Genomic DNA, 19595 nt, shown 5'->3' with positions numbered 1-19595 from the left:
AATGCGTAGATCGTTGTCGCCCAGGGTCGAGTGCCTGGGGCTGATGCTGCTTGCCCTGTTGCTGATCGGCGCGGGCATGGGGTTGCGTCAGGCTCAGAATGTGGACGAAGAGCGTTTCCTCGGTGTCGCGCTGGAGATGCTGCAGAACGGCTCGTGGCTGATCCCGCACCGGGCCGCCGAGATCTACGGTGACAAGCCGCCGATTTTCATGTGGACGGTGGCGTTCTTCACCTGGCTGACCGGCAAACCCAACATCGCGCTTTATATCCCGGGACTGTTTTCGGCGGTGACGGTCACGGCGATGGTTTATGACCTGGGCCGTCGCCTGTGGACCCAGCGTACCGGGCGCAACGCCGCGCTGTTGTACCTGGCGACCTACCAGACCTACAGCATCCTGCGCACCGGTCAGATCGACAGTTTCTTGATTCTCTTCACCTCCCTGGGCCTGTACGGTCTGGCGCGGCACCTGCTGCTGGGACCTGCGTGGCGGTGGTTCTACGCGGGCTGCGCGGCCATGGGCATTGGCGTGATCACCAAAGGTGTGGGTTTCCTGCCGGCACTGTTGCTGATTCCCTACGCCTATGGGGTGCGCAAAGGCTGGCCCGGTGTGGTGGCGATGCCGGGCGAGGCGCGCAAGTGGTTGCTCGGGTTTGCGCTGATGCTTGGCGCCATCGCGATCTGGCTGTTGCCCCTGGCCTTGTCCATCCTCTTCAATGGCAGCGCGGACGAAGTTGCCTATGCACGGGAGATCCTCCTGCGCCAGACCGCGGGCCGCTATGCCGCCGCGTGGCATCACCGCGAACCGTTCTGGTATTTCTTCACCAACGTAATCCCGCAGTATTGGCTACCACTGGTGCTGGTGCTGCCATGGCTGGTGCCGGCCTGGCGCCGTCAGTTGCAAAAACGCGACGGCCGGGTCTTGGTGTTGCTCGGTTGGGTGGTGCTGGTGGTGCTGTTTTTCTGCATCAGCACAGGCAAGCGCAAGTTGTACATCTACCCGGCGCTGCCTGGGCTGGTGCTGGTCGCCGCGCCGTTGATCCCGTGGCTGCTCACGCGCTGGTTCAAACGGCACCCGCGTATGCGTCGGGTGTTCCCGGCACTGGTGGCGACCTGGTTCGCGTTGTGGTTCGCCCGTGGTTTCATCGAACCGCTCAAGGACGGCACCAACGTTGATCAGGTGCTCATGACCCAGGCGGCGTCCATGACCCGGGGCGCCGATCTGGTGCTGGTCAACTGGGAGGAGGGGCACTGGTTGTTCGCCCGGCAACCGATCGTGCATTTCGGCATGGACAATTCGACCATCGAAAAGGCCGCGCGGTATCTGCGCGAACACCCCAAGGCCTACGCATTGGTGCCGGATGACGTACTGAACCAGTGCTTCAAACCCGAAGCGGCCCGTGAACTGGGGGAAAACGCCCGGGCGAACTGGTCGATCGTGGGCTCGGATGCCGATAACGGCAAATGCCTGCCGCAAGAGGCCGGCAAAGCCTATCGGTTCACCTGGAATGATCCGCACATGCCATTCGCGCCTGCGCAGGTAGCCAATCCCTGAGGGAATTTGTAGGAGCCGGCTTGCCGGCGATGGACTCAAATGCGCCGAGTTTATCCAGCTCACACGCGTTATCGTTAACGACCATCGCTGCGATGCGGCGACCCGACAAGCCAGCTCCTACAAGGTCACTGACTGGCGTCCAGCACCACGCGGTAGCGCGCCTTGCCACTGCGCAAGTGATCGATGGCCTCGTTGATGCGGCTCATGGGAAACATCTCGACCTGCGGCACAATCTGGTGGCGTGCGCAGAACTCCAGCATGGTCGCGGTGTTGGCGGGCGAGCCGACCGGTGAGGCGGACATGGTTTTTTGCTGGGGAATCAGCTCGAACACGTGCATCGGTATGGCATCGGGCACGACGCCGACAAAGTGCAGGCGACCCTTGCCGCGCAGGGTGGCGAGCATGGCGCTCCAGTCGAGGTTGGCGTTGGCGGTGACCAGGAGAAAATCCAGGGTGCCGGCAATGGCATTGAGCGCATTGGTATCGGTCGAGGCGACCACCTTGTGTGCGCCCAGGCGCCTGGCTTCGTCCTGCTTGCTCAGCGATGAGGTGAACGCCGTGACTTCGCAGCCCCAGGCGTTGAGGAAGCGCAGCGCCAGGTGACCGAGACCGCCAATACCCACCACGCCGACCCGGTCAGTGGGCTTGATGCCGAATTCCAACAGCGGGTTGAACACGGTCGAACCGGCACAGAACAGCGGCCCGGCCATTGCCGGATCGAGTCCGGCCGGGATCGGCAGGGCCCAGGCCCAGTGCGAACGAATGCGGTCGGCAAAGCCGCCGTTGCTGCCGATGATGGTCGGTTGCACGGTGCGACACAGGTTATGGGAACCTTCGATGCACGACGTGCAATGCATGCAACTGCCCTTGTACCAACCGATGCCCACCCGTTGCCCCATTTCCAGACCGTGAACCTGGTCGCCCAGCCGCACGATACGGCCGACCACCTCATGGCCGGGGATAAACGGGTAGTGGCTGATACCCCAATCGTTGTCGATCAACGACTGGTCGGAGTGGCAGACGCCGCAATATTCCACGGCGACTTCCACCTCGTCGTTGCCCAACGGACCGGGATCGTAGCTGTAGCGTTCCAGTGGCGCGCCCGCTGCGGTGGCGGCCCAGCCGGTAAAGGTGGTGAGTTCGCTGCTGTCGCTCATGGGATACCTCCAGATCAGAAGTCAGGGGTCTTGACCGCTTTGGTGCCGCGGCGGAGCGAGGAAAGTGTAGCGGGTTGCCGGCGTTCCATCGGGTGCGAGCCTGGATACATGAAAATACAAAGGCGCCCGATGTGGACACAGTGCAGATACATGAGCGCGGTTTCATGGGCCAGGTCCCACGCATACAGAGAGATCAGTCATGTTCAGCAAACTGCAGCAGATCGCCAGATTGTTCAGCCAGAGCGCCCGATTGATGGTGGGCGTTCCCGAGTACGACAACTACGTGGCACAAATGGCCCGCAACCGTCCGGGCGAGCCAGTCATGAGCTATGAGATGTTTTTCCGCGAACGCCAGGAAGCGCGTTTTGGCCGGGGCAAATGCAATACGCGGTGTTGTTGAAGGCGTTGGGCGTATACGCGGTTTGAAAGAATCCGACGCATACGCCCGTCATGGTCACAACGGCCTAATCGAGTGGCTTGCCGGCCGTTTCCTTGACCATCGCCAGCCCGATCAAGGTCAGGCACAGGCACGCCATGACATACAGCGCCGGGGCGTTGTTATTGCCGGTCAGGCCGATCAAACCGGTGGCGAAAAACTGCGCGAAGCCGCCGAACACCGAGACACCCAGGCAATAGATGATCGATAACCCGGTGGCGCGAATCGCCCTTGGGAACAATTCAGTGACCAACACCAGGGTCGGCACGGTGATCAACACCAGCAACAGGGTGGTGACCAACGAGACGGCCAGCAGCATGCCGAGCGTCGGGAACTGGTTCATCAGCATGAACGCCGGATAGATCAGCAACAGCATCGGGATACTGCCCAGAGCGATGGTGCGGCGCCGGCCGATACGGTCGCTGAGCCGGCCGGCCCAGATCGACAGGCTGATCTGCACCAGCGCGCCGAGGCATGCGGCGGTGGTGCCCATGGTCATCGGTAGGTGCAGCACCGTGACCGTGTAGTTGGTCATGTAATCGAGCACGATGTAGCTGGACGCGGTGCTACCGATCACCAACAGCACCCCGGTCACGATCAGGCGACGGTAGCCGGTGAAGATCACCCGCACGCTGGAGAACGCTTCATGACCTTGTTCGGCGGCGGTTTCCTTGAGGTGACGACGGATATAAATGCCGACCGGGATCACCAGCATCCCGAGGGCAAACGGCACCCACCAACCCCAGCTTTCCAGCGCCTCGGGCGGCAGGGACGAGCTCAGTGCCAGGGCCACCAGTGCGCCGAGCAGAAAGCTCAAGCCCTGGCTGAACAGCTGCCAACTGCCGTAGAACCCGCGGCTTCTGTCATCGGCGTGTTCCATCAGCATTGCCGTAGAGGCTCCGACCTCACCGCCGATGGCGAAGCCCTGGATCAGGCGTGCCAGCACAATGATCAACGGTGCGAAGACGCCGATCTGCGCATAGGTGGGGGCGATGGTGAACAACAGCGAACCCAGCGCCATCAGCCACAGGGTGAGCATCATCGCCGGTTTGCGCCCGACCCGGTCGGCATAGGCGCCGAGTACCAGGCCACCGATGGGGCGCATGCCGAAACCGACACCAAAGGTCGCCAGGGACAGCAGCAATTGCCCGAGCGTGCTCTCGACCGGGAAAAACTGGCGACCGATCAGCGTGGCGAAGAAGCTGTAGACGGAAAAATCGTAGAACTCGAGATCGGAGCCGATGGTGATGGCGGCGATGGCTTTCGCACCAATCGGCTGCCGGGTCGCAGCGGTATCAGGCATGGCGGTAGAAACGGGAGTGGACATTTGACGAACTCCAGAAGACGAGGGCGATAGGGATGAGGTCAGGCCAGGAAGGTCTCGACCAGCCGCACCCAGTAGCTCGCACCTGTCGGCAGGCAGTCATCGTTGAAGTCGTAGCCGGGGTTATGCACCATGCAGCCGCCTTCGCCATCACCGTTGCCGATCAGCAAATAACAACCGGGGCAACGCTCCAGCATCACGGCGAAATCCTCACTCCCGGTCAGCGGTTGCATGTTCGCGATCAAGCCGTCTTCGCCCACCCAATCAAGCGCTACTTGCCGGGCGAACTCGGTGCTTTCGGGATGATTCAACAGAGCCGGGAAGCGTTGCGCCTCGTCGACCGTCACCGTGGCGCGGGCGCCGAAACTCGTAGCCTGGGCCTCGGCCACGGCGGTGATCCGTACAATCAGCTCGTCACGCACCTGCGCCTTGAGCGCACGCACGCTCAACTGCAACTCGGCGTGATCGGGAATCACGTTGGCGGCAATCCCGGCGTGGAACGCGCCGACGGTCACAACCGCTGTGTCGAGCGGCGCGACATTGCGCGAGACAATGCTTTGTAATGCCATGACGATGGCCGAGCCGGCCAGTACCGGGTCAACGGCCTTGTGCGGCATGGCGCCGTGACCGCCAACGCCGTCGACCCGAATGGTCACGGTGTCGGTCGAGGCCATGAACGGGCCAGCGAGGAAGCCCAGTTTGCCCACTGGCAGTCCTGGCATGTTGTGCATCGCGAACACCGCGTCGCAGGGGAACAGCTCGAACAGACCGTCATCGAGCATGCGCCGAGCGCCGCCGTCGCCTTCCTCGGCCGGCTGGAAAATCACCACCAGCGAGCCGTCGAACTCTCGGCTCTCGGCCAGGTAACGGGCGGCCGCCAGCAGCATCGCCGTGTGCCCGTCGTGACCGCAGGCGTGCATCACGCCTTCGTGGCGGCTGGAGTAGGGCAACCCGGTCTGCTCGATGATCGGCAGCGCATCCATGTCGGCGCGCAGGCCGATCGTTTTGCCGCTGGAGCCTTGGCGCAACAGCCCGACCACACCGGTGCCGCCCAGGCCGCGATGTACCTGGTAACCCCAGGCCTGGAGCTTGCTCGCCACCAGGTCAGCGGTGGCGAACTCTTCAAAGCTCAATTCCGGATGGGCGTGGATGTGTCGGCGCAGGGCGATCATCTCTTCTTCGAGTGCACGAATGCCGGGCAGGGCGGGCAAATCGGTCATCAGATTCTCCTCGTTTTTATTGGTCGTTTTCGGCTGTTGGACTGATACCCTGTGATGCTAATGAGTTGGCGAATGTCGCGGCAGTCGCAAAAAAGGTGGGCTGAAAACCGCTGGTTTACACCCTGGTGCATCAGGAGGAAGGGATGAAGCTGCATCAATTGCGGGCGCTGGTGATGATTGCCGACTGCGGCAGCATTCGTGCGGCGGCGCGGCAACTGGGGGTGTCGCAGACGGCAGTGGCCAAGGCGTTGCGCGAGCTGGAGGAGCACTTGAACCTGCCACTGCTGTTGCGCAATGCCAGCGGTGTGGTGCTGACCACCTACGGTCAGTCACTGTTGCAGCATGCGCGGCAGATGCTCAGCCAACTCGAACGCGCGCAACTGGAACTGGCACACCTGAGCGACCAGGCCGAAGGGCAGTTGCGCCTCGGCATTTCGCCGTGGATGGGCATGACCTTGTTACCCGAGGTCGTAACGCTATTCCGCCAGCGCATGCCACGGGTACGCCTGGAGATTTTCGAAGGCTTGATGGCGGTGACGTTGCCGCGATTGCGCGACGGCACCATGGAGTTTGCAGTGGGGTTGGTGTCATCACTGCTGCCGCGCCCGGAGTTCGTCAGCGAGCAGATTCTGTCTTACCGCATGGCCGTGGTGGCCCGCCATGAGCATCCACGGCGCGACAGCCGCTCGATCCACGATTTGCTGGATCAGGATTGGGTGGTCAACTACCCGGATGCCAGCCATGAAGGTTTGATGACCGAGTTGTTTTGGCAACACGGTGCGCAGATCGATATGCAACACATCCACCGCGCGCATTCACCGCAGTTGACGCTTTCATTGGTGGAGCAGACAGACATGCTCAGTTACTTCCCGGAGCCGATGCTCACCATCCCGGGCTACCGCGAACGGGTGGGGCGCCTGGCGCTGGCGGAAACCTTCGCCACCGACACCATCGGCATCGTCACCCCGCGCAATGCCCAGTTGGGGGTCGCCGGGCAATGCTTCGTCGACTGCCTGTTCCAGGTCATCCGCCGCCGCGCCCGGTCGACACGGCCGGAAGATGTCGAACTGTTCGATACGCTGGAACTGTTGATTTGAGGGTCGCTTCACAGATCCAGATCGATCACGAAGGCATCATCGAAATCAGGATTTTCATTGATGCCATTCTTGGCATAGCCCCGGGGATTGCAGATCACGCGGGTGTTACCCACTCGATAATCAAAGCTGCCATGGGTATGGCCATGCAGCCACAGTGCCGGCTGCCAGTCCTTGATCCGCGCTTCGAGGTCCGAGACAAAGCTTGAGTTGATCGGCGAAGCGGCAAAGGTCGGGCTGATGCTCGATTTTGTCGGGGCGAAATGAGAGACCACCACCGTGGGTGTGCTGCTGTCGCGCTTGAAGCAGTCTTCCAGCCAGGCGACCGTCTGCAGAAACACCAGCTGGGAAATGGCCGGCGTGAACAGGTCAGGGAAATCGGGGGCGATCTTGATGTGGCTGAAGTCACGAATCAGCCGGGTCGCCAGATCGATGCCCAGCGCCCGGTCCTCGGGGCCGTCGAGAAGGCGATAGTCAGACCACAAGGTGCAGCCGAGAAAACGCACGCCGTCGTGGACGTACTCCGAACGTTCCAGAACGTGGATCTGCGTACCTTGCGTCAGGCTGTTCAACTGTTCGTAGGTGGAGACCAGGTCACTGCCATAAAACTCGTGATTGCCTGCCACGTACAGCAATGGAACCGGGCAGGCTCTGGCCCACTCGATGGCCTTGGCCGGCCGGGCGATGTCCCCGGCGAGCACGACAATATCGGCATCCACGACGGGAAACGGGATCGTGTTGACGGACAGGTGCATGTCGGACAGCAAGGCGATGCGCATGGATCAACTCCGGCGTGTCGTTAAGGGCAGGTCATCAACTTACGCGTTGATAACCCGTTGCCACAAGTCTGCCGCCCACAGTTTTGATCTTCAGTGAACGCTAATCCAACGACCGGCCACCATCCCTCTGGAAGGCGTTCAAACACTTACCTGACTGGCATTGCTCTCCAGGGGCCACTTTTGTGAGCAAATGTCCTGATCAGAAATATTTGAGCCATCTGATATCGCGACGGCGTGCCTTCAATGCCGCGAACCAGCGCACGGGTAAGTACAGGGATAAAGCCAGGAGCACCGCCGTCAGCCACACAGCCCAAATGCTGTCGAAACCGAAAAAATTTCCCTGGTTCAATCCGAACAACGCCACGCTGACCAGATACAGCGCCTTGAGTACGTAAAGGTGGAGTAAGTAGAAGAACATCGGCGCCGCGCCAAAGACTGCCAATGCATTGACCCACTTGCGTTGTTGAGCCTGTTCCAAGGCACGAAGCAGTAACAGGCCCATGCCCGACGTCAGCAAAAGGAACAACAGGGAGGGCGGGTATTTTGTAATGTTGAAGAAGCTCATGAGGGTTTGCGTGATGCCTTCATGGGCGACCCAATGCACCTCGCCATAACCATTGACTGCTCGCAGTGCGACAAACCCGACCAATGTCCCGGCCCCGGCAAGCAGCAGAGTACGTTGACGCTCCGCGGCCAGAACCTGGCCAGCAAACCAAGGGCCGATACTGTATCCAAGGGCGATCACACCGATCCAGGGAAGCACAGGATAAGAGGTGCGCAGACGTAAGCTGTCGCAGACATCGATCCAGCCGCGATCATGCAAAATGGCCCAGGGAATATGCATGGGCGAGCCTGTCGCGAAGTGCACATTATCCAGCAGATTGTGCCCGGCCACGATCACCAGGCCCAGGCAGCACAGAATGGGCCTGGGTAACCAAACCAGTCCGGCCAGGGCAATCATGCAGATGCCAATGGCCCAAATCACTTGCATGTAGATCGCCGTAGGTGGGAGCTGAAATGTCCAGGCGAAATTCACCAGGGTGAACTCCAGCAGTACCAGCAATAGACCGCGCTTGAACAAAAAGGCTGACACATCGCCCTTGCCCTGGTGCTTTTGGCCATACAGGTAAGCGGAAAGTCCAGTGAGCAGTATGAACACCGGCGCACACAAATGAGCAAGTGTGCGGCTGAAAAACAGCGCCGGCTCAGTGGATTCGATGTCCATGGGGTCTGCTACTTGACGGTGCAAAAAGAACGTTTCGCGCACGTGATCCAGCAGCATAAGGAGGATTACCAATCCCCTCAGGGCATCAATGGACAGCAGGCGTTGGTTCAAGCTTGTGATGGGGGGGATGTGAGTAGAAGTTGTCATCGAATGTCGCAAGCAGGGGGTGGACGGCTCTGCCAGTGGCGACTGACAGTTCATGGTTATATAAGATATAACATAACATGTATGCCTGCCGCGTGTGTATTCGCATGGGGTGGCTCGGCGTCATCGGAACTGGAGGAGGGCGGCAGCATAACCATGATCGTTTGCATATTGCCTTCAACGCCGCCGAGGAGGGCGAAAGGGAGTCGTTCGTACCTCGTCGACGTTTCTAGCCAGCTTCTACAACCCGATGAGCGAGTACAGCTGTATCGGGCCGGTTTCGCAGGTTGGCGGTGCATCGCCGGTGTTGCAGGCGAATTGCCCTTGGCGTCGCACTAGCGACGATAGTAGCGGCGATCGTCCTCATAGCGGTGCCGCATGGCCCGATCATGGTGGCGTTCCCAATAACGTTGGCGTTCTGCTTCGCGGCGGGCCTGCTCTCTGCGCCAGTTATCTCTACGCCAGTCGTCACGGCGCCAATCGTCTCTACGAGAGTGCCAGCGGCCGTCATGCCAGTATCGGTCGTCATGGGCAAGCAACGGCCCTGGTTGCTTGCCGGCCATGCTGGCCAAGGTCGGCCAAGGATTGCCGGCAGTCTGGGCCGGCACCTGAACGACTGCGACTTCAGGTGCGAAAACAGGGGTTGAGGTCTTCATCTGTGTTGCTGATGCCGAGCCCACTGCCGCGAACGCGAACAGGCCGAAGAGCACCATCCGTGGGTCATGGAATTTCATGAGCGAAGACAACCTCTGGTTGATTTGTGGGGGAGCCTGCGGGTTCGCGTTTACCGAACGGATGTGGCTATCCACATAGACCGATAAATAGAGAAAAGTTCTAGGGGCCACTGCTTAAATAGCTAACGGCGCCAGTGTGCGGCCCCTTTGAGGTTCGCTATCTCGATAACCGTTCCTGGCGATTTACTGCCGTTAGTGAACGCCAGTAAACGACTGTGGATTCAACTGGTCATGCGTCCAGTAAATCGGGGCGACTCAAATACAACGCGCTGACAGTGGGCTTTCGGTCGAACATCGGCAACGGCGACCGGCAGCAGTCGGTCGATTCTGTTGAAAAAGTTGACTCGGCCAAGTAGGGGATAGATGGCATCCAGGCGTATATTGATAGTTCCAGATAGTTGAGGCGATAGTAAATCGTCGGTGGTGTGACAGGCGACAACGCTGGGGGGGCTAGATATCCCGAAGCATTTGGAGGTGTTACATGAGCCAATATCAACGACTCTTTCTGATAGCCGGTCCAGTCATGCGTCATACCCCGGCGTTGGAGCGAGCTGTCGCCATTGCCGAAGCCACTGGCGCAGCGCTGCATATCACGGTGTTTATCGAAGACTCCAACCTCTTGGGTTTGATGAGCGCCGGTGCGCGTTTTCGTGAGGCCTGTCAGCAAGAAAACGAAAAGTGGCTGAAGGATGAGGCCGGTCTAATCCGCGGACGCGGAGTTGCAGTGAGCACCGAAGTGCTTGTTACGCGCACCGCGCTGCAAGAAATACTTCAGCATGTGGCAGAAATGCAGCCGGATCTGGTTATCAAGGACGTGCAACACGAGTCAGCGCTCAAACGCGTTTTCATTACGCCTCTGGATTGGCACTTGTTGCGCGAATGTCCGGTGGCTGTGCATCTGGTCAGCGAACTCAGGTGTCCACTTCCACGGGTGGTAGTGGCGGCAGTTGATCCGTCACAACCCGAGACTCAGATCACTGGCATCAACGACCGCATCATCCAGGCGGCGACCGGGTTGTCGATGCAATGCAACGCGGAGTTGCATCTGCTGTATGCCTACGATCTATCGATGACACATATATCCGACGCAGGCGCTGGTGCAGTGACGATGCCAGGCTTCAGCAGCGATGTACGCAAGTCACTGCAAAAGACATTTATCGCATTGGCCGACCACTATGGCGTACCCACTGAGCGGCAACACTTCGTTGCAGGACCCCCTGGCAAAGCACTGGCCGACTTTGCAGCGCATCACCGGGCCGATGTGATCGTCATGGGAAATGCGCATCGCAAGGGACTGGGCAAATGGGTGGGCAGTACGACGGAGCATGTTCTGTATCAAGTGCCCTGCAACATTTTCGCCGTTACGGGTTCTGCGGATCAGTGATCGAGAAGACACCGCAAGGCGTAGGTGACTGGAATATTCCCACTGACACATGGTTATGACGGAGCTTGGTTGATTGCAGCCAGTGACCATGGGAAAGGCTCGGGCAAAGCGCATGACAATGCCAAATGAGTCGCAAGCCCCGAAGCGAAGTGGGGCTTGCGACTTGTTTTCGAGATCTGTCGCACAGTCCGAAACACTGGCACGGGGTATCGGTGCCGACGCTTTCAGCGACTTCGAGACGATGGTCAAGGCATAGGTTGGAGGCTGGTTTTGAAGGTAGTGACCACACGGTTACGGCCTTCGTGTTTAGCGTGATACAGGCGTTGATCGGCTGTACGCAGAATTGCCTCGATCGTGTCGCCATCGCGACCGGATTGCGATACGCCGATGCTCACTGTGACCACGGTTGACCGCTGCTGGCCATGAAAAGAACTATTTGCAACGGTGCTTCGCAGACGCTCAGCGATTTCGTGCGCGCCTTCAAGTGAAGTCTGAGGTAGCAGTATCATGAATTCCTCCCCGCCCACTCGGGCTACACCGTCATACGGGCGGATCGAATCGAGGCATTTCTCCACGAAACTCTTCAGGATGTCATCGCCAACCTGATGCCCGAAGCGATCGTTGATGGACTTGAAATTATCCAGATCGAGTGCCAACACGGAGAACGGCGCACCGCCGCGTTTGGTCCGGCCAATTTCGACTTCGACCCGCTCCATGAACCGACGACGATTATCAGCGCCTGTCAGTGGATCGGTCGCCGCAAGGTGCCCGAGTTCTTGATTGGTGCGCTGGAGTTCCTGCAGGGCGCTCTCGGCATACGCCATCGCTTCGGCAAGACGCACCATCAATTCCTCTTGGCTGTAAATCTTCGAAAACGACCGCGTGGTGAGGAACGCTTGCACTACCCCATAGCTCAACATGAAGAATCCGCCGGCGAAGATCGCGTGAGCGAGCCACCACATATGGTTCCAGGGACGTGCAAGGATGAAGGCAAGAGAGGACAGCGCGAACGCGGTGACCGAGATGATAAAAATGGTCATCAGCGGCGAACGGATACGGCGCAGCAGGAGTATTGTCACGGTCAATGTGGAAAGAACGAGGGCACCACCTTCCATCGATAGGCGCACCGCGAGATTGCTGGCGATCGGCGAATTCGCGACGTACGCCACTGCCACGTCGACCAGCAGGAACAGCCCTATCCAGGTCAACCACGGGCGGGCCTTCATTCGTTGGTCCGCGGCAACAGGTGGGCGGTGGTACGACAGCAGTCCGACTAACAGCAGAATCGACATGACCAGGCGAGAGGCGGGTCCATAAAGCAGGAAGAGCCAGATATTGTGGTGTGCTTGCCCGGTGAACGCACCATGCAACGCATAGATCAGTACAAAGCCGAGAAAACCAAGCGTCATCCATCGCAGCAGCGGATCTCCCGATGACTGATAGCAGCGCCACGTTACGTACGTAACAAACGAGCCGGCCAGGGTGGCTGTCGTGATCGCAACTATATGGAACAGGTGATTCTCGAATGTAAGCGTGGGGTCCTGAAAAAAGTACAAGTACCCAATCAGATAGGCCGGAACAAACGCAAATCCTGCGAGCAGCAAGTAGGCGTAAACCCTGACCATGAGGCGAACGGCTTCAGGTGACTCGTCGGTGGCGATGAGATTGTTCATGGTTCCCTCCAGTTTTAAATCAATTCAGAGTTCTTTCAGGAAGCCCAACAGCAGCTCATTGACCTCTGTCGCGCGCTCTTGCTGTATCCAGTGGCCGGCACCTTCGAGGATATGACACCCGCGCAGTCCCGGCAGTGTCTGCGCGAAGGCTTCGATCTGCCGCGGGGAACTCGGAAACTTCAGCACGCCGTCGCGGCTCCCGGCAATGAACATCGACGGCTGCCGGATAATGCAACCGCGCCAAGGTGCCAGAAGTGCCCATGAGCGCGTCATGTTGCGGTACCAGTTCAAGCCGCCGCGAAATCCGCTGCGGGTGAATTCGCGGGTGTAATAGGCAATGTCCTCAAGGCTTAGCCAGACTGGCAGGGTTTCGGGCTCGACCATCGCGCCGAGGAAGCCCTGGCCCGGCTGCAGCCGGCCGAACACCGGCCAATCGGGTCCGTCACCCGAGCCACTGAAGTAGATGCGCCGGATCGACGACTCGACGTCCCTTTCCAACTCGGCCTCGGCCACACCCGGCGTCTGGAAATACTGGATGTAGAAGTCGCTGATACCCCGCGAGGCAAGCGCGCTGAGGAGCTCCACGCGTGTCGGTGGCGAGAAGGGAACGCTCATGCCGACCACCGCGCGGAACAGATCGGGTCGCATCAATGCTGCGCCCCAGGCTACCTGCGCGCCCCAGTCATGGCCGACGATCACGGCTTGCTGTTCGCCGAGTGCGTTGACCAACTCGACCATGTCGCCTACCAGGTGGAGCGTGGTGTAGGCGTCGGGTTCGGCCGGCGCATCTGTGCCGCCATAGCCGCGCATGTCGGGCGCTACCGCTCTGTAGCCGGCGGCCGCCAGCGCAGCAAGCTGGTTGCGCCACGAGTACCCCAGCTCCGGGAATCCGTGGCATAGCAAGACCAAGGGACCGGAGCCCTGGATGGCGACCTGCATGCGGATGCCATTGATGTCGAGCAGTTCGAGGTGTGGCTCGTTCATGTGCGCTTCCTGCGATTCAAGCGATGGCCTCCAGCAAACGCGGCAGATTCGTCAGAGCCTGTTGCCTGCTGACAGAGAGCCGACGCAGCTGTGCCAGTTTCTCGGTGTCGGTTTCTTGCAAGCCCCTGACCACCGCCGTCATGAAGTACAAACGCGACTGCCTGATCCAGCGGGACAGACCTTCATGTTCTCCCCAGCGTAGCTGGTTACCCAGGTAGACGGCCCAGATTCTGATCCAGTCCGTGGGGACGTGAGGCGGGGGGACCATTGTGCAAAACGCGTTCATTTGCGCTTGATCGTCCAGGTGGCTTTCCACATAAGCGATCAAGGCCGCACTGAACAAGGGTTGGCAGCTGCTTACCATCACCAGGTTGATCTTACCGCCGTCGAACACCTGCATTTCAGGGAGTGTCGGGATGGCACTGGCGCTGCAATCAATGTGCAGAGCATTTGGGCTCGTGGCGATGCTGCCCTGCTCGAGCACGATGCGCGTTGGCTCGATAACGCTCACTCTCCCCAGGCGCACAATGTTGTCGATGCGTCGAAGCTCGCGTAATTCCGCTTGAGTGACGGTGGCGCAGCGGTAAGCAGTGGGTTCGACGGACGTATCCAGGCGCAAGAGCTGGCCCGCCGCCTCAAGCCTGGAGAACAGGTCCGGGATCGAGTCCGCGGCTGCGATAGCCTCGAGCTGTGCCGTGAGGCCGCCGATTGTTCGTTCGAAGCTGTCGAGGCCGGGTTGCAAGTTGGCCCGGTCGATCAACCACGGATCGTTCGGCATGATCCAGCAGATTTTTTCGGGCGCAACACCGTTTTGCAGGCACCACAGGCAGGCGTCGATCCCGGTCTTGCCCGATCCCACCACAACGTAGCCAGTGTGTGGGTGCTGGATCTTCGGCAGGTCGTTCAGTGGCACGCATTGCACGCCGGGCTCCACCTTGTATCTGGGCGGGTGGGTCGAGGGCACCGCCGTCTGGGCATGGGTGGCGTCCACCACCTTTTTGTGCACCCGCACCTGATGGCTTACGCCGCTGATCAGCGAGGTAAACCGGTGGTCGTCAATGCGGTCGCCGGTGTAGTCGCACATGGGGAAGTAACGGACCCGACCTGACGGCAGAAACTGCTGATTCATCACCTGGTCGAAGTAGCTCATCACCTCGGCGCCGGAGGCCAGCTCATACAAGCCCTCGTTCAGTGCCGTTGTGTCTTTCGTTCCGCTGCCCAGTTCCCGTGAGTTGACGCCATAGAAGGCCGAGGGCTGGTGCAATCGGACAAAGGGGTAGGCATCATTCCAGTGCCCGCCAGGTCGACCGTGCCGATCCACCATCACGATACGTGCATTCGTTTCCTTGAGTAGCGTATCGACGAAGGCCATGGCCGTCGCGCCAGCCCCGATGATCAGATAGTCGGTTTCGATCGGATTTGCGTCCATATGGTTGCACCTTCCTGACGGTTGCCCCCCTCAACCTCCGTAGATTAGCCACCCATGCCGCGCGCAATAGAACGAATGCTCCTCACCCACATAACCAATGGAATTAATGGCTGCAGCGTGAATGTCCATACTCAAGTCGGCATGCGCGAAGAAAAACTACACGGCCTGGATTTCAGTTAACCGGTGGTCATGACATTGCCGAACAGATGGCAACTGGCGTAATCAGGCAAGGTCGGATCGCCGCACGCTACCGTGCTGGCGCTATTCGTCCATGCTGACGCCCGATCCCCCTAATTCGCTGGGGACATCCTTCAGCTTGGGCAACCCGTCTTTGATGTGCAGCCTGGCCTCTTGATAGTGCACGTGAACTCCTGGCGAATACGCGAGATCCGGGATGACAGCGGCATACACGTCGATGAGCCCCATCCCCGGATGTTCGGTGAAGAGGTGTCCGCCGCAACTCTTGCACCATTTGCGATAACTCTGCGGTGTCTTGTTGTAAGTGCCAATGTTGTCAGCCCCCCGAGTTACTTGCACCGCCTCGGGTTTCCACAGCGTGAAGGCATTGACCGGCGCTGCTGACCAATGTCGACACGACTCGCAATGGCAATAGCCCATTGCGGCCGGCTCACCGCTGACGGTGAACTCGACTGCGCCGCAAAAACAACTGCCTTTGTAAGACCTTTGAATGCTCATGGAATGACTCCTTCATCAGTTATTACACATACCGTCGAAGTTGGGATGGATTGCCTGAGCGTTGGTTAGCGTCACTCGTCGATGAAGCGCACCGCTGTCGCCGGCGTGCGTCGCACCTGCAGTTCGAAAATGTCAGGGCGCGCATAGTGCCCGGTGACGTCGAGCGTCCGTCGCGCTGGCGCCACGAGTGAGGTGTCGATGTCCGCATACAGAATGCCTGCCTCACGGTGTAATGGACCGGCTGTGATCCGGCCTTGAGGGTTGACCACCACCGAGTCGCCATCGTTGATCCACTCTTGCGGATCGGGAAACAGTTGCATGCGAGCCGGAAAGTCATCGGGGATGTCGCTGCCGCGCAGCAAAGTGCCGCTGCCGAGCACCCAACAGCGGCCTTCGAGTGCAATGTGACGCATCGTGCTGATCCAGCCATCGCCACTGTCATACGTGGGTGCGATGTAGATCTCTACCCCCTGGGCATACAGTGAATAGCGTGCCAGCGGCATGTAGCTTTCCCAGCAGATGAGTGTTCCAACACGGCCGACCGGTGTATCGACCGTACGTAACCCTGACGCATCACCGAAACCATGGACCATGCGCTCGGGGTTCGTTGGCATCAGCTTGCGATGCCGGTTGAGCACTTCGCCGTTCGTACCGATAACGACTACGCTGTTGTAGAGCGTGCCGCCGCCATGGCGCCGGTCGCATTCATTGATGCCGCACACGATCGTCACGACATGAGCGCTGGCGGCCTCGCACAATTCGTTCAGGTCACCGTTCGCGATATCAACGGCGTTGGCCAGCAGACGCGTGTGTAACTGGCCCATTAAAGCCCCGTCTTTTCCCGCCGCCAGCCGCCAGATCCATGACGGGTAACCTGGAATGAACTGTTCGGGCAAAACGATCAGCGAGGCTCCCGCCACCGCCGCCTCAGCGACCGATTGCACGGCTCGGGCGATCGTCGCGCTGCGATCGAGCAGCACTGGCGGCCGCTGAATGATGGCTATCTTGGTCATGGCGTTCTCCTGAGACGGTGGCTTTCGCAGGTTTCAGCGTGCACGTGGCGAAACCGCGAGGCTAGTTCAGAATCTGAAGCGTTGTATGTGCGGAGTACAGGCGATGGATGAAAGCTACGGTCAGTTCTGTACGGTCGCGCGCGGTGCTGAAGCACTGTGCGAGCGCTGGACGCCTTTGGTCGTGCGCGAACTGCTGTGCGGCAGTAAGCGCTTCAATGAACTGCACCGCGGCGTACCACGGATGTCCACCAGCTTGCTGGCACAGCGGTTGCGCCACCTGGAAGATATCGGTGTCGTACATCGCACGGCCACGGGCAAAGTCTGGGAGTACAGCCTAACCGAGGCAGGCGAGGAACTGCGCCCCATCATCATGGCGCTAGGGCATTGGGGCGCGCGTTGGATAGGTAGTCGCCTTCGCGATAACGAACTCGACGCGGGCCTGCTCATGTGGGACGTGCGCCGGTTCGCGCGCATCGAGATGTTCCCGTCCCGGGCGGTGGTCATTCACTTCAGGTTCCGCGACGCGCGGTCCGGCGAGCAAGAGTGGTGGCTCGTAGTCGAACATGGTGTGGCAGATCTGTGCCGCGACGACCCCGGACGCGAACTCACGCTCGTCGTGGACTCCAGCGTGCGTGCGTTGACCGAGGTGTGGACTGGCGACCGCACACCAAGGGAGGTTCTTCAGTCGCGAGAGCTGCGTGTGGACGGCGCTGTGCAGGATGCGGAAAACCTGTGGCGCTGGCTTGGCACGAGTGCATTCGCCGGTACCCGGAGCGCTGCAATCCAGCCTTTGCAATAGCCATCTCGAAATTGCGATAGAGCATCAGCAGCTTGTCCGCCTCCGGATGGCCCGGCGCCAGGGGATGAGCTTCCAGTTCGCCGAATGGCGCGGCGAAGTGCTGTTGCTGCAGGGGGCTCGCAGGCTGCAGTGCTCAGGCAGTCTGCATCAGGCTGCGCAATTGGAGAATCGCCTGCGCAATCGGGGAGGTTGGCAGGCAGGGCAATCGCTAGCTTAGGGCCCATCCAACAACAAGACCTCGCTTAAGGAAGGCTTATGCAATTCAGGCTTGCCATCTCCCATCGTGTGCTCTGCGCCTTTGAGTCGACTAAGGGAAACCTTTAGCCGGGTTGAAGTTTTCCCCCCAACGGATGCTGTTCATCTCGATATCGGCGCGGCGCCTACTCACTTACCTTGGGTAGACAAGAGGCGTGTCGTCTTGGCTGGCTGTTCCACTGAGCCCGCCTGGCGCTTTACCCCATAACAACAATAGGTCTGACAATGCTCGAACCCATCGTTCTTTATATCCCTGATGCAATCCGCCTTCCTGTGCAAGAAGGCTCGGTGTTCGGCTGCCGGCATTTTTAGTTTTTAGTTCGAATCTGCTCCTATAAATACAGTGCCCAGCACATACAGATGTGGAGAAGTTAGATGTATCAGGTAAAGCAATGTTGCCGTGGGCTCGGTATTGCCGGCGTGTTGGGAATTATCTGTTCGCCATTGACAGCCTATGCCGATGTTGTTGATGACAGTCACTTGAAAGTGGATACGCGAAACTTCTACTTGCATCGTAACTACACCAATACCAATGCGCCGGTTTCTGAAGTGCATAGTTGGTCCCAGGGTTTCGATGCGCAGTTTACCTCCGGTTACACCGACACGGCCCTGGCAATCGGCCTTGATGTGGATGCGCAGTACGCCGTGCGCCTGGATTCGTCGGGCAATGACGGTTCGCTGCCGTACAGCGTCCGCGACCAGCAGACGGCCGATGACTACAGTCGCGCCGGTGCAACTTTCAAGATGCGCTACAGCAAGACCGAGTTGAAGGTCGGTGACCTTCGTCCACAACTGCCGGTGGCGTCCGATGACCCCAGTCGGCAACTGGATACGATCTATCAAGGGGCCGTGGTCGAGTCCAGGGAAGTCGATGGGTTGACGATGACCGGTGGCCGGTTCTGGTCCGCCGTGACACGGGAATCTTCCAACCACGAGAAGCTATACAAGTTTGGTTCCACCGATAATCTCGACAGTGACGGCCTGGACTTCGGCGGCGCAACTTACGACATTACCAAAAACTTGCAAGCCAGTTATTTCTACGGCGTGTTGCACGATATTTATCAGCAACACTATTTCGGCCTGATGCATATGGCTGACCTGGGTAGTGGCTACAAACTTAAAACCGACTTGCGCTACTTCAATAACAATGAAGATGGCAATGCGTTGAACGGTGAGATCGACAACCGTTCCTACGGTGCCTTGTTCACCTTGCTCAAAGGCGCCCACATGTTTGGCCTCAGTTACCAGCGCATGCTCGGTGACAGCGTGTTCCCAACGATGAACGGTTTTATCCCGCAACCTTACCTGGTGCACTGGTCGTCCCTGGGGTTTGTCCGCCCGGATGAAAAGTCCTGGGGGGCGCGCTACAGCTATGACTTTGCCGGAATGGGCGTGCCGGGGCTGAAGCTCTACACCCGCTATATCAAGGGTACCAACTGGGACCGTGGCAACAACCTGAGCGACAACCAGGAAAGCGAACGCTTTCTGGGGCTCAGCTACGTGGTCCAGAGCGGGGCGCTGCAAGGCCTGGGGCTGGACCTGCGCAACATCGACGTGAAACAGAAGTACGGCTACGACTACAACGAATTCCGTGTCGCCACGACCTACACCTGGAAGTTCTGGTAAGCCGCGTCCACCCGGGATTTGCCCCCATAACAATAAGAGGCCTGACCATGTTCGAACCCTTTGTCCTTTGC

The 19595-nt window shown here is 59.4% G+C and carries 17 protein-coding genes; 6 read left to right on the top strand and 11 right to left on the bottom strand.

Annotation, left to right across the window (positions count from 1 at the left end; genetic code table 11):
• Window position 1 precedes the first annotated feature (1 nt).
• Window positions 2-1552, top strand: a complete 1551-nt coding sequence (locus tag ABIE16_RS15145) for an ArnT family glycosyltransferase (RefSeq protein ID WP_429521460.1) — start codon at window positions 2-4, stop codon at window positions 1550-1552.
• A gap of 125 nt (window positions 1553-1677) precedes the next feature.
• Here the strand turns inward: ABIE16_RS15145 and ahr are convergent, their stop codons facing one another.
• Entirely contained in the window at window positions 1678-2709 is a 1032-nt protein-coding gene (gene ahr / locus ABIE16_RS15140; RefSeq protein WP_429521459.1) for an NADPH-dependent aldehyde reductase Ahr, read from the bottom strand.
• A 199-nt stretch (window positions 2710-2908) separates the two neighbouring features.
• On the opposite strand from ahr, the gene ABIE16_RS15135 reads away from it, so the two are divergent.
• Window positions 2909-3109, top strand: coding sequence for a YbdD/YjiX family protein (locus tag ABIE16_RS15135; protein ID WP_090456099.1), 201 nt, complete (start codon window positions 2909-2911; stop codon window positions 3107-3109).
• A gap of 64 nt (window positions 3110-3173) precedes the next feature.
• Here ABIE16_RS15135 and ABIE16_RS15130 read toward each other — a convergent pair whose 3' ends face one another.
• Both ABIE16_RS15130 and ABIE16_RS15125 read right to left on the bottom strand, forming a co-directional pair.
• Window positions 3174-4472, bottom strand: a complete 1299-nt coding sequence (locus ABIE16_RS15130; protein ID WP_429521458.1) for an MFS transporter — start codon at window positions 4470-4472, stop codon at window positions 3174-3176.
• A gap of 38 nt (window positions 4473-4510) precedes the next feature.
• Complete coding sequence (locus tag ABIE16_RS15125) at window positions 4511-5689, bottom strand: M20 aminoacylase family protein (RefSeq protein ID WP_154908537.1); 1179 nt, start codon at window positions 5687-5689, stop codon at window positions 4511-4513.
• A gap of 143 nt (window positions 5690-5832) precedes the next feature.
• Here ABIE16_RS15125 and ABIE16_RS15120 point away from each other — a divergent pair, with 143 nt between their 5' ends.
• Window positions 5833-6786: a LysR family transcriptional regulator gene (locus ABIE16_RS15120; RefSeq protein ID WP_090456093.1), complete on the top strand. Its 954-nt coding sequence runs from the start codon at window positions 5833-5835 to the stop codon at window positions 6784-6786.
• 8 nt (window positions 6787-6794) lie between these two features.
• On the opposite strand, the gene ABIE16_RS15115 is transcribed toward ABIE16_RS15120, so the two are convergent.
• The 3 genes from ABIE16_RS15115 to ABIE16_RS15105 all read right to left on the bottom strand — a co-directional run bounded on the left by ABIE16_RS15115 (window position 6795) and on the right by ABIE16_RS15105 (window position 9665).
• Complete coding sequence (locus ABIE16_RS15115) at window positions 6795-7562, bottom strand: metallophosphoesterase (protein ID WP_429521457.1); 768 nt, start codon at window positions 7560-7562, stop codon at window positions 6795-6797.
• Between the two features lie 199 nt (window positions 7563-7761).
• Complete coding sequence (locus ABIE16_RS15110) at window positions 7762-8934, bottom strand: DUF1624 domain-containing protein (protein WP_429521456.1); 1173 nt, start codon at window positions 8932-8934, stop codon at window positions 7762-7764.
• A 332-nt stretch (window positions 8935-9266) separates the two neighbouring features.
• Window positions 9267-9665: a hypothetical protein gene (locus tag ABIE16_RS15105; protein ID WP_218497584.1), complete on the bottom strand. Its 399-nt coding sequence runs from the start codon at window positions 9663-9665 to the stop codon at window positions 9267-9269.
• Between the two features lie 481 nt (window positions 9666-10146).
• On the opposite strand from ABIE16_RS15105, the gene ABIE16_RS15100 reads away from it, so the two are divergent.
• Window positions 10147-11049 (top strand): universal stress protein, encoded by a 903-nt coding sequence (locus ABIE16_RS15100; protein WP_340317502.1) that lies wholly within the window; start codon window positions 10147-10149, stop codon window positions 11047-11049.
• A gap of 245 nt (window positions 11050-11294) precedes the next feature.
• On the opposite strand, the gene ABIE16_RS15095 is transcribed toward ABIE16_RS15100, so the two are convergent.
• From ABIE16_RS15095 to ABIE16_RS15075, 5 genes are all read right to left on the bottom strand, one after another.
• The gene (locus ABIE16_RS15095) at window positions 11295-12722 is read right to left on the bottom strand and encodes a GGDEF domain-containing protein (RefSeq protein ID WP_150813918.1); all 1428 of its coding nucleotides are present in this window, start codon (window positions 12720-12722) and stop codon (window positions 11295-11297) included.
• Between the two features lie 24 nt (window positions 12723-12746).
• The gene (locus ABIE16_RS15090; protein WP_218497583.1) at window positions 12747-13706 is read right to left on the bottom strand and encodes an alpha/beta fold hydrolase; all 960 of its coding nucleotides are present in this window, start codon (window positions 13704-13706) and stop codon (window positions 12747-12749) included.
• A gap of 16 nt (window positions 13707-13722) precedes the next feature.
• Entirely contained in the window at window positions 13723-15135 is a 1413-nt protein-coding gene (locus ABIE16_RS15085) for an FAD/NAD(P)-binding protein (protein ID WP_340317497.1), read from the bottom strand.
• Between the two features lie 261 nt (window positions 15136-15396).
• Window positions 15397-15831 carry a GFA family protein gene (locus ABIE16_RS15080; protein ID WP_154908529.1) on the bottom strand — a complete coding sequence of 145 codons (435 nt, stop codon included), beginning with the start codon at window positions 15829-15831 and terminating at the stop codon, window positions 15397-15399.
• 71 nt (window positions 15832-15902) lie between these two features.
• Window positions 15903-16844 carry a carbon-nitrogen hydrolase family protein gene (locus tag ABIE16_RS15075; RefSeq protein ID WP_340317495.1) on the bottom strand — a complete coding sequence of 314 codons (942 nt, stop codon included), beginning with the start codon at window positions 16842-16844 and terminating at the stop codon, window positions 15903-15905.
• 103 nt (window positions 16845-16947) lie between these two features.
• On the opposite strand from ABIE16_RS15075, the gene ABIE16_RS15070 reads away from it, so the two are divergent.
• On the top strand, window positions 16948-17643 hold the full coding sequence (locus ABIE16_RS15070; protein WP_090456076.1) for a winged helix-turn-helix transcriptional regulator: 696 nt from the start codon (window positions 16948-16950) through the stop codon (window positions 17641-17643).
• A gap of 630 nt (window positions 17644-18273) precedes the next feature.
• On the top strand, window positions 18274-19524 hold the full coding sequence (locus tag ABIE16_RS15065) for an OprD family outer membrane porin (RefSeq protein ID WP_159390165.1): 1251 nt from the start codon (window positions 18274-18276) through the stop codon (window positions 19522-19524).
• Window positions 19525-19595 lie beyond the last annotated feature (71 nt).

It is taken from the genome of Pseudomonas sp. 2725 (assembly GCF_050434585.1).
GTDB classification, from domain to species: domain Bacteria; phylum Pseudomonadota; class Gammaproteobacteria; order Pseudomonadales; family Pseudomonadaceae; genus Aquipseudomonas; species Aquipseudomonas jessenii.
Note: the sequence above shows the minus strand (reverse complement) of the source record. Positions and strands in the feature narration are given on the sequence as shown.

Bases quoted from the DNA above. Each gene is read 5' to 3' on its own strand.
- ABIE16_RS15090 (WP_218497583.1), bottom strand. From the start codon at position 13,706: ATGAACGAGCCACACCTCGAACTGCTCGACATCAATGGCATCCGCATG.
- ABIE16_RS15085 (WP_340317497.1), bottom strand. From the start codon at position 15,135: ATGGACGCAAATCCGATCGAAACCGACTATCTGATCATCGGGGCTGGC.
- ABIE16_RS15130 (WP_429521458.1), bottom strand. From the start codon at position 4,472: ATGTCCACTCCCGTTTCTACCGCCATGCCTGATACCGCTGCGACCCGG.
- ABIE16_RS15125 (WP_154908537.1), bottom strand. From the start codon at position 5,689: ATGACCGATTTGCCCGCCCTGCCCGGCATTCGTGCACTCGAAGAAGAG.
- ahr (WP_429521459.1), bottom strand. From the start codon at position 2,709: ATGAGCGACAGCAGCGAACTCACCACCTTTACCGGCTGGGCCGCCACC.
- ABIE16_RS15110 (WP_429521456.1), bottom strand. From the start codon at position 8,934: ATGACAACTTCTACTCACATCCCCCCCATCACAAGCTTGAACCAACGC.
- ABIE16_RS15135 (WP_090456099.1), top strand. From the start codon at position 2,909: ATGTTCAGCAAACTGCAGCAGATCGCCAGATTGTTCAGCCAGAGCGCC.
- ABIE16_RS15065 (WP_159390165.1), top strand. From the start codon at position 18,274: ATGTATCAGGTAAAGCAATGTTGCCGTGGGCTCGGTATTGCCGGCGTG.
- ABIE16_RS15075 (WP_340317495.1), bottom strand. From the start codon at position 16,844: ATGACCAAGATAGCCATCATTCAGCGGCCGCCAGTGCTGCTCGATCGC.
- ABIE16_RS15145 (WP_429521460.1), top strand. From the start codon at position 2: ATGCGTAGATCGTTGTCGCCCAGGGTCGAGTGCCTGGGGCTGATGCTG.
- ABIE16_RS15115 (WP_429521457.1), bottom strand. From the start codon at position 7,562: ATGCGCATCGCCTTGCTGTCCGACATGCACCTGTCCGTCAACACGATC.
- ABIE16_RS15095 (WP_150813918.1), bottom strand. From the start codon at position 12,722: ATGAACAATCTCATCGCCACCGACGAGTCACCTGAAGCCGTTCGCCTC.
- ABIE16_RS15105 (WP_218497584.1), bottom strand. From the start codon at position 9,665: ATGAAATTCCATGACCCACGGATGGTGCTCTTCGGCCTGTTCGCGTTC.
- ABIE16_RS15100 (WP_340317502.1), top strand. From the start codon at position 10,147: ATGAGCCAATATCAACGACTCTTTCTGATAGCCGGTCCAGTCATGCGT.
- ABIE16_RS15070 (WP_090456076.1), top strand. From the start codon at position 16,948: ATGGATGAAAGCTACGGTCAGTTCTGTACGGTCGCGCGCGGTGCTGAA.
- ABIE16_RS15080 (WP_154908529.1), bottom strand. From the start codon at position 15,831: ATGAGCATTCAAAGGTCTTACAAAGGCAGTTGTTTTTGCGGCGCAGTC.
- ABIE16_RS15120 (WP_090456093.1), top strand. From the start codon at position 5,833: ATGAAGCTGCATCAATTGCGGGCGCTGGTGATGATTGCCGACTGCGGC.